The following is an 8,182-nucleotide window of genomic DNA, read 5'->3' as shown; positions in this document are numbered from 1 at the left end:
CTCGGCGAGAGCAAGCGGCCCAAGGTCAGGGTCACGTTGAACGGCAGCTACACCTTCGAGACCACCGTCGCGAGCCGGGGCGGTCGCTACCTGATCGCGTTCTCCAAGGCCCGGCGCGAGGAGTCGAGGCTGGGCGCCGGCGACTCCGTCCAGGTCGACCTCGAGCTCGTCTAGCCGACCGTTGCTGAGCTCGCGGCTCACTTTGTGCCGTCCACGGGCGGGATTCGCCGCGCTGGCGACCGTTGGTGAGCTCGGGGCTCACTTTGTGCCGTCCACGGGCGGGATTCGCCGCGTGGGCGACCGTTCGTGAGCTCGCGGCTCACTTCGTGTCGTCCGGGGGCCGGGATTGACCTCCCTGGCGACCGTTGGTGAGCTCGCGGCTCACTTCGTGTCGTCCGGGGCCGCCTCCATCGGCGTTTGTGAGCTGCCAGCGCACGAACCGCCGAGCGGAGCTGCCCTTTTCGGACCTTTGTGAGCTCCGAGCTCACATCGCGCGTCGGGTCCCACGCAGGTCAGCGCTGCGAGCGCGGGGAATGCACGGTTGGGGGTGCGTGAGCGTGCCGGGTCAGCGCTGCGAGCGCGGACGCGGGCGACGTATGGCGGTCGGGGCGGGGGCGATGGCAGGGTTGAGCCATGACGATCCCCGCAGACGCCCAGCCCGACGTGCCCCAGATCAGCCGTGACGAGCTCGAGGACGACGCCGTCATCCTCGATGTCCGCAACCAGGACGAGTGGGACCTCGGCCACGCGCCGGGCGCCATACACATCCCGCTCGACCAGCTGGCCGAGCGCCGGGGCGAGCTGCCCGAGGTCGACGTGCTCCCCGTGACCTGCCGGGGTGGCGGCCGGGCCTCGCGCGCAACCGCTTGGCTCAACCAGAACGGTTGGGACGCAGCCAATCTCACCGACGGCATGCTCGGTTGGAAGGCCGCGGGTCGCGCCCTGGTCACCGAGCAGGGCGGCGACCCCGACGTCATGTGACCAGTGGACGATGACACCGTATGACGCCCGCTAGCGCAGTCCCTATACAGCGCTAGCGGGCGTCATCGTCATACGAGCGCAGGATCAGCCTGGGTTGGTCACACCAGCCTGACTTCGTCACATCGACCTGCGGTGCGAAGCCGGGTGGATGTGACTACCTGAGGTAGGTCAGCGGGGGAGCTCGCCCTCGCGCTTGGCGTCGCTGAGCGGCGTGGGCAGCAGGCCGTCAGCGCCCTCGGCCCGGGCCGCCCGCGCCTCCTGCGAGACCTCGGACTCCTCGTCCTGCTCGCGGGCCTGCTTGTCGCGCAACGGCCCCACGCCCCAGCAGTCGATGACGCCGGTGAGCGGATCGGGCTCGGGCACCTCGATGGTCGTGGTCAGGGCGGTGAGGCTGGGCTCGGGCGGTGTGGAGCCGAAGCCGAACCGCACGGGCGGCGACACCGGCCCGAGCGCGCCCAGGTCGGATCCGTCCCACGTGGCGGTGGCGTCCGTGACGGCGTGGACGTCGGTCGCGCCATACGTGGCAGGCAGGCCGTTGGCGGTGGTGCCGCGGGTGCTGACGCCACGCAGCAGGGCCTGCGCGATGGGGTCGGTGACCCGGCTCCACCAGGCGCGGCTGCTCAGGGCCGACGGGACCATGGCGAGCGCCTTGCCGAGCGAGGTGCGCTCGCCGATGGTGGCGGACAGGCCGAGCGGTCCGGCGGTGAGGGTGAGCACGCGACCGCGCGTCGCCGCCTCGACCGGCACGACCTGCACCTCGTCGAAGGTGTAGAGCGCGGCCACGGTGTCGGCGATCTCCTGCGTCGGGGCGAGCAGGATGCGGTGCCCGTCGCGGCGCTCGACCATCACGTCGGCGAAGTCGCCGAACGGCGATCGGGACCAGTGCCCGACGACGATGCGAGTGCCCTCGTCGAAGCCGAGGCCGAGGATCCGGCCGGTGAACTGGTGCGTGCCGGTCTGCAGAGTCATGGTGCCACCCAGGTGAATTCGTTGCCGAACGGATCGCGGAGGTACGTCCGTCGTGGATCGGGGCACTCCTCCTCGCACATCGAGGCGCCGAGGAGGAGCAGCACGTCGGGTGTCTGCGCGGACACCGCGAAGCGCATGGAGTTGAAGACCGTCTTGGGCTCGGTCTCGCGGGCGAAGACGATGGACTCGAACGGCGCGCCCGGCACCGGCTCGATGAAGGCGCTGTCCGGGTCCTCGGGGACCTGGTGGATCCGGGTGTCGAGGACGCGTCCCCACCAGGCGGCGTTGGCCTCGGGGTCGGGGGAGTCGACGACGACCTGGTACATCCGGCGCTTGTCGCTGGGGCGGACGATGACGCCGAGCTCGCGCTGCTCGGGGTCGAGCGCGACGTCCCAGGGATAGCTGCCCTGGTCGACGAGGGTGCCGCCTGCGGCGATGAGGTCGTCGGTGTTGGCGGCGTAGATGTCGAGGTGAACGCGTCGTCGCTCTTGGCGGGGGGCCAGGCGGGGGCGGATCCAGACCGTGTCGGTCTCGTCGTCGCCGACGAGCCGGAAGCCGTTCTCGTCATCGCCCTCCATCCGCAGGCCCAGCGCGCGGGACCAGAACATCGCCAGCGTTGCCGTGTCGGCGGCGTCGATGGTGAGGTCCACGTAGCGTGCGAGAGCCATGCCTCGAACCTACCTTTTCGGGACCAGGCTGGGAGGTTGCTCGACGACCCGTGGGTCGGTCGGGGCGCGTCGTCGTGCCGTTGATCAGGCCGTATGGCGGTATCTAGGCCCAGAAGTAGGCTCCGGCATACGAGACGATCGCCGCCGGGCCGCGACACGCTGGTGCTGTATGCCGAGATCTCGGGTCGCCGCTAGATGGCCGCATAGGGTGCGAGCGTGGACCCGATCAAGAACCCCTATGCCCCTGGTGCCGGCCAGCGACCGCCCGAGCTGGCGGGGCGCGACGAGCAGCTGAAAGCCTTCGACGTCGTGCTGGAGCGGGTGGCGCGGGGTCGTCCGGAGCGGTCGATCGTGCTGACCGGCCTGCGGGGCGTCGGAAAGACGGTGCTGCTCAATGCCCTTCGCTCGGCGGCGGTCCGGGCTCACTGGGGGACGGGCAAGCTCGAGGCGCGGCCCGACCAGCGCCTGCGCCGCCCGCTCGCCTCCGCCCTGCACACGGCCGTCCGTGAGCTCGGCCACCCGCAGGGCGACGACGTCGACCAGGTGCTCGGCGTGATCAAGGCGTTCGCGCAGCGCGACGTCGACCCCAAGGCCAAGATCCGCGACCGCTGGAACCCGGGCATCGACGTCCCGGCCAGCTCCGGGCGCGCGGACTCCGGCGACATCGAGATCGACCTGGTCGAGCTCTTCTCGGACTGTGCGGGACTCGCGGCGGACGTGGGGCGCGGGATCGCGATCTACATCGACGAGATGCAGGACCTGCACGCCGAGGACGTGTCGGCCCTGTGCGCGGCCTGCCACGAGCTGTCCCAGCAGGGGTCGCCGTTGATCGTGGTCGGTGCCGGGCTGCCCCACCTGCCGGCGGTGCTGTCGGCGTCGAAGTCCTACAGCGAGAGGCTCTTCCGCTACAACCGCATCGACCGGCTGTCGCGGGCCGCGGCGGACCAGGCGCTGCAGTCGCCGGCGGAGTCCGAGGACGCGGCCTTCGCGGAGGACGCGCTCGCCGAGATGTATGCCGTGACAGGGGGATACCCCTACTTCATCCAGGCGTACGGCCAGGTGGCGTGGGACGCGGCGCCCGCCACCCCCATCACCGTGGACGACGTGAAGGTCGCGGCGCCGGAGGCCGAGGAGGAGCTGGCCGTCGGCTTCTTCGGGTCACGCTACGAGCGGGCGACGCCGGCCGAGCGGGAGTACCTGCGCGCCATGGCGGACGTAGCCCTCGCCGAGCGCGACGCCGGCAACCCCCTGGACGAGACCGAGTCCGTGGCCACCTCGGCCGTCGCGACCCTGCTCGGCCGCAAGCCCCAGTCCCTGTCGCCCGCACGCGACGCGCTGATGAAGAAGGGCCTCATCTACTCGGGGGAGCGCGGGCGCATCGCGTTCACCGTGCCCCACTTCGGTCGCTACCTGCGCGCCCACACCGGCGACGAGTAGCCAGTGTTTGCGACGGTTGTCTGCGGCGAGTGAGCGGCATCCTCAAGGTTCGCGCCGCGCGTCGAGACCACACTGCAAGACAAGACGAGAAAGGAGACGGCAACGCCAGGCAATCTATCCGACGTGGTCGACACGTCGGGAGCGGACGCCCTCCAGTAGCACGAGGAACGTGCGAAGCTAAGGGGGTGACGGGTCGCGAACGAGGGGCTAGCCCTGGGCTAGTCGGGGCGGCCGTAGCCGTCGACGAGCTCACCGAGGTCTGACTCCTACCTACATGGGTGAGTGGTCTCCAGCCATGAAGCGAAGCGACTCTCCACGACAGTCGCTGACGCAACGGCCTGCACGATCCCCGCACCGAGTCGTTCCATCACCTCGCAGGCCGAACGTCATCACGGGCCCTCCGGGTAGTCTCGCTAGACTCGTAGTATCAGGAACCGCACAGCGAAGGGCCTTCAGTGGCAGCCATCTTCAAAACCGTCTCGTGGGAAGTCGACCAGCTCGTGCAGGGTGTGGCGCAGGGCACGATCAGGCTGCCTGACCTACAGCGGCCCTTCGTGTGGCCGGCCACCAAGGTCCGCGATCTGTTCGACTCGATGTACCGGGGCTATCCAGTCGGTGTCTTGATGTTCTGGGATGTGCCCGCGGCCGAGGGCGCACGGGCCATCTCCGGGGCGGCCGCTACCCAGGGAGCGGCGCATCAGATCATCGACGGTCAGCAGCGACTCACGAGTCTGTACGCGGCGATGAAGGGTGCACCGGTCCGGGACGAGAACTACCGATCCCGTGAGATCAGGATCGCCTTCAACCCGTTCAGCGAGAAGTTCGAGGTGCGCACCCCCGTCCTCGCCAAGCAGACGGTCTGGCTTGAAGATGTATCGGCCTTTTTCGCCGATCCGATCAAGGCGACTAAGGCGTACAAGCGCCGGTATCGGGAGTCTGGGCAGGAATGGAACGACGACGTAGACGACGACCTGGACCGAGTGTTCCAACGCCTCAGCAACCTGGGTGTCTACAAGTTCGATGTAGTGCAGATCCAGCCCGGCGTCGACAAGCAGAAGGTCGCCGACGTTTTCGTGCGCATCAATTCCGAAGGAGTCAGGCTCAAGGCCTACGACTACATCCTCACTTGGCTGAGCGTGTTCTGGCCCGAGGGGCGTGAAGACATGGAGGAATTCTCCCGTAACTCTCGCATCAGCGCGGCTCACGCGTCTGAGGTCCTCGGACGCAAGATCATGTGGACCGCTCGGAACCCCTACCTCAATGTCGACAACGGACACCTCGTCCGCGCCGCTGTTGCTCTGGGGCAGCGCCGCGGGCGCCTGCAGGACGCGTATGCGGCCCTGCAGGCCAAGGACACGAAGACCGGGTACGTCGACGCTGAGCGGCAAGACCGGGAGCTGGACAAGCTCAAGGCCGCTCTGCCGGTGGTCACCAACCCGGTCAACTGGGACGAGTTCATCCATAGCGTCCAGGCCGCCGGCTTCCGAAGTTCTCAGAACATCACCTCGGCGATGAACATCGTCTACAGCTACGTGATCTTTCTTCTCGGTCGGCACGAGTACAAGGTCGACCTTGCCACGCTGCGCGTCCTTGTCGCCAGGTGGCTGTTCATGTCCCAGCTCACGGCTCGGTACACGGGGTCATCCGAGTCGCAGATTCAGAAGGACATAGACCGCCTCTCCGAGGTGAGGAGGGGCGACAGCGCTGGTTTTGTAAAGGTGCTCGATGCCATCATCGATGCTCAGCTGACACCGGACTTCTGGCGGTACTCGGTGCCGCAGCAACTCATCACCTCGGGTGCAGGCCTGTCCCCCCACTACCAGTGCTACCTCGCTGCGCTCAACATACTCGATGCGAACCTGTTCATGGTCGACTCCCGCGTGAGGGACTGGATGGACCCCTCGCTGGCCAAGGTGAAGGGCACAGAGGGCCACCACCTCTTCCCCCGCGCTTACCAGGAGTCTCAGTTGGGGATCACGGATATCAAGCGCATCAACCAGGTGGCGAACTTCGCTCCCACCGACTGGAACACGAACATTCTGATCAGCGACAAGCCGCCGGCCGAGTACTGGGAGCCGCTTAAGGCGAGCCGCTCGAAGGGAGCAAAGTGGCTTGAACAGCAGATGTATTGGCACGCCCTGCCCGCGGGATGGGAAACGTTGGCATACGACGACTTTCTCAGCAAGAGACGCGAGCTAATGGCGAAGGTCATACGCGACGCGTTCGCGAGGCTCTCCGGGGGCATCGGTGTCGAGTTGGTCTCCACCACTACCAAGGTTGACACCCCGGACGAACCCACCCTGCAGCAACTGCTGGAGCGTGGCGTCCTAAAGCCGGGTGACCTGCTCGACCCGGTCGCTCCCGAGTGGGTGGTCGACGCTGTGATCACGAACGACGGCACGGTCCAGATTGATGGGACCGAGGCGTTTGACTCCCTCGATGAAGCGGCAAGGTCGCTCGGCGTGACGAACCTAACCGGCTTGGAGTTCTGGGCGCTGGAAATGGGCGGCGAGGTGCACCAGCTGACGGGCCTGCATGAGCGGCCTACAGCTGCACTCGGGGCCTGAGTGCGGAGGCGGCACCTGATGGCTACCCAGCAGCTCCGCTTCACCCGATGGGACACACCCGCGGCCGTCGCTGGCTCCGCCCTCTTCACCGAGTCGCTGGGCTGCGGCATCTACGTGCTGGAGTTCGCCAACGGGGATGAGTACGTGGGTCAATCGGTCAACTTCCCGGTCCGCTTCGCAACGCACCGGCGTCGGTGGGACGACATCGTCGCCGTTCGGTTCGCTCCCGTTCTGGCGCACGACCTGAACGCATCAGAACTCGAGATGGTCCGAGCCCGACAGGCGGCCGGGAAGCTCCTCCGCAACATCAACCTGCTCTCACAACCCATCGGCCCGTCTGCCCTGGACCTGACCGTCGACACCGAGGTGCAGGCTGCGTGGTTGTCCGCGGAGGTTGAGGACGCCATCATCGAGATCGGCGACCGCCCCGCCTTGGCCGAGCGGAGAATCAAGTCGCGCAAAAGTTTTGAGCAGCTCCGGGTACATCCCTTGTACGAGGAGGTCGTCGAGGCGCTCGCCGTCTACGTAGCCCTGGTCATCCCGTGGCCCCACACCACCGAAGGGCGGCTATGGACACTTACCGCGCTGCCGAGCACCAACCGCCGGCGGGACCACCGGCGCCTCGCCACGCTGAGCATCCAGAACGTCGAGGTGCTTGTACTGGCCGAGTCGCTCGAGGCCGGTGGCTCCTGGTCGGCGTTTACGCTGATCAATACAGCGGTCGCCGATTCGCTCCCGCCCGAGCTCGCCCGGCTCGTGGATGTCATCCACGACTATCGATCGGCCGGGCCCGTCCATCACTACGCGCTTGGCGGGCTGGACGTCGCAGCGGATCTGCTTTTCGTTCCCGAGGTTCTCAAGGCTGCCCGCCATCTTGCGCTCGGGCAGCTGCGCAAGGGCCGCGCTGCCTTCTCCCGCTTCCACAACGACCCTTTCACGGACGAGGTCTTCATTAAGATGTCCGATCTGCTGACGCCAGTGGATGACGCAAAGTCACCCGGGCAGCCGGTTGGTTGACACCTGCGGGTTCCTCACCAGTTGGCCCCCAGTGCATCCCACACCGGCTGCCGGTCCGCCGCCTCGTAGGGCGCCCGCCACCGGCGATGAGGGACACCTCTACGGTGGGCGAGGAACACTGGGTCATCGGTGCTGGGGCGGAGCACCGTCTGGGGACTCTGACTCGCTCCTACCCCCGGGCGCAGACGACTCGCCAACACCCGGGCCATGTCGCGAAGCGTTCGTCTCTCAGTGGCTCGACCGGGCCAGCGCCCTGGCCAGGGTGCCGAGCGGCGAGGTAGCGGCTGAGTATGTCGCGTATGTCGTGGAGCGTCCTGGGTCAGCGCAATCTCGGCCGGGCCCTGATCGAGTTACGTCCTGAAGCTTCCCGCGCGCCCGAGGTCACGGAGCCGCTGGGTGTCCTTCGTGCGCGCATTGCCTGCCCTCCGTTCGGTTCGCCGACCGTTCTGGCGCAATTGACGGCGAGTCATGGATACAGTGCCGACGTTACGACCTGTTGAGCGGTGCCCCCCGAGTGGAGCACCAACATTTTGCACGGAGGGG

At 67.5% G+C, this 8,182-nt stretch carries 7 protein-coding genes; 5 read left to right on the top strand and 2 right to left on the bottom strand.

What is annotated here, in order from left to right:
• Together K313_RS24925 and K313_RS0116580 are read left to right on the top strand one after the other, a co-directional pair.
• Positions 1 to 174: DUF1905 domain-containing protein (locus tag K313_RS24925; RefSeq protein ID WP_156911437.1), on the top strand; the 174-nt coding region annotated here is incomplete at its 5' end.
• A 459-nt stretch (positions 175 to 633) separates the two neighbouring features.
• Complete coding sequence (locus tag K313_RS0116580; RefSeq protein ID WP_029212564.1) at positions 634 to 981, top strand: rhodanese-like domain-containing protein; 348 nt, start codon at positions 634 to 636, stop codon at positions 979 to 981.
• 168 nt (positions 982 to 1,149) lie between these two features.
• Here K313_RS0116580 and K313_RS21510 read toward each other — a convergent pair whose 3' ends face one another.
• Together K313_RS21510 and K313_RS0116570 are read right to left on the bottom strand one after the other, a co-directional pair.
• Entirely contained in the window at positions 1,150 to 1,950 is an 801-nt protein-coding gene (locus K313_RS21510; protein ID WP_029212563.1) for a hypothetical protein, read from the bottom strand.
• On the bottom strand, positions 1,947 to 2,618 hold the full coding sequence (locus tag K313_RS0116570) for a VOC family protein (RefSeq protein ID WP_029212562.1): 672 nt from the start codon (positions 2,616 to 2,618) through the stop codon (positions 1,947 to 1,949). Before K313_RS0116570 ends, K313_RS21510 begins: the two co-directional genes overlap by 4 nt.
• A 216-nt stretch (positions 2,619 to 2,834) precedes the next feature.
• Between K313_RS0116570 and K313_RS0116565 the strand changes: the two genes are divergently transcribed.
• The 3 genes from K313_RS0116565 to K313_RS0116555 all read left to right on the top strand — a co-directional run bounded on the left by K313_RS0116565 (position 2,835) and on the right by K313_RS0116555 (position 7,639).
• Positions 2,835 to 4,055: an ATP-binding protein gene (locus tag K313_RS0116565; protein WP_029212561.1), complete on the top strand. Its 1,221-nt coding sequence runs from the start codon at positions 2,835 to 2,837 to the stop codon at positions 4,053 to 4,055.
• 455 nt (positions 4,056 to 4,510) lie between these two features.
• A complete protein-coding gene (locus K313_RS0116560; RefSeq protein WP_029212560.1) occupies positions 4,511 to 6,622 on the top strand; it encodes a GmrSD restriction endonuclease domain-containing protein in 2,112 nt (703 codons plus the stop codon).
• 18 nt (positions 6,623 to 6,640) lie between these two features.
• A complete protein-coding gene (locus K313_RS0116555; protein WP_034253841.1) occupies positions 6,641 to 7,639 on the top strand; it encodes a GIY-YIG nuclease family protein in 999 nt (332 codons plus the stop codon).
• Positions 7,640 to 8,182: the final 543 nt, after the last annotated feature.

This window comes from Arsenicicoccus bolidensis DSM 15745, assembly GCF_000426385.1.
Classification (GTDB): domain Bacteria; phylum Actinomycetota; class Actinomycetes; order Actinomycetales; family Dermatophilaceae; genus Arsenicicoccus; species Arsenicicoccus bolidensis.
Note: the sequence above shows the minus strand (reverse complement) of the source record. Positions and strands in the feature narration are given on the sequence as shown.

Coding starts and splice junctions, on each gene's coding strand:
- K313_RS0116580 (WP_029212564.1), top strand. CDS start 634: ATGACGATCCCCGCAGACGCCCAGCCCGACGTGCCCCAGATCAGCCGT.
- K313_RS21510 (WP_029212563.1), bottom strand. CDS start 1,950: ATGACTCTGCAGACCGGCACGCACCAGTTCACCGGCCGGATCCTCGGC.
- K313_RS0116570 (WP_029212562.1), bottom strand. CDS start 2,618: ATGGCTCTCGCACGCTACGTGGACCTCACCATCGACGCCGCCGACACG.
- K313_RS0116555 (WP_034253841.1), top strand. CDS start 6,641: ATGGCTACCCAGCAGCTCCGCTTCACCCGATGGGACACACCCGCGGCC.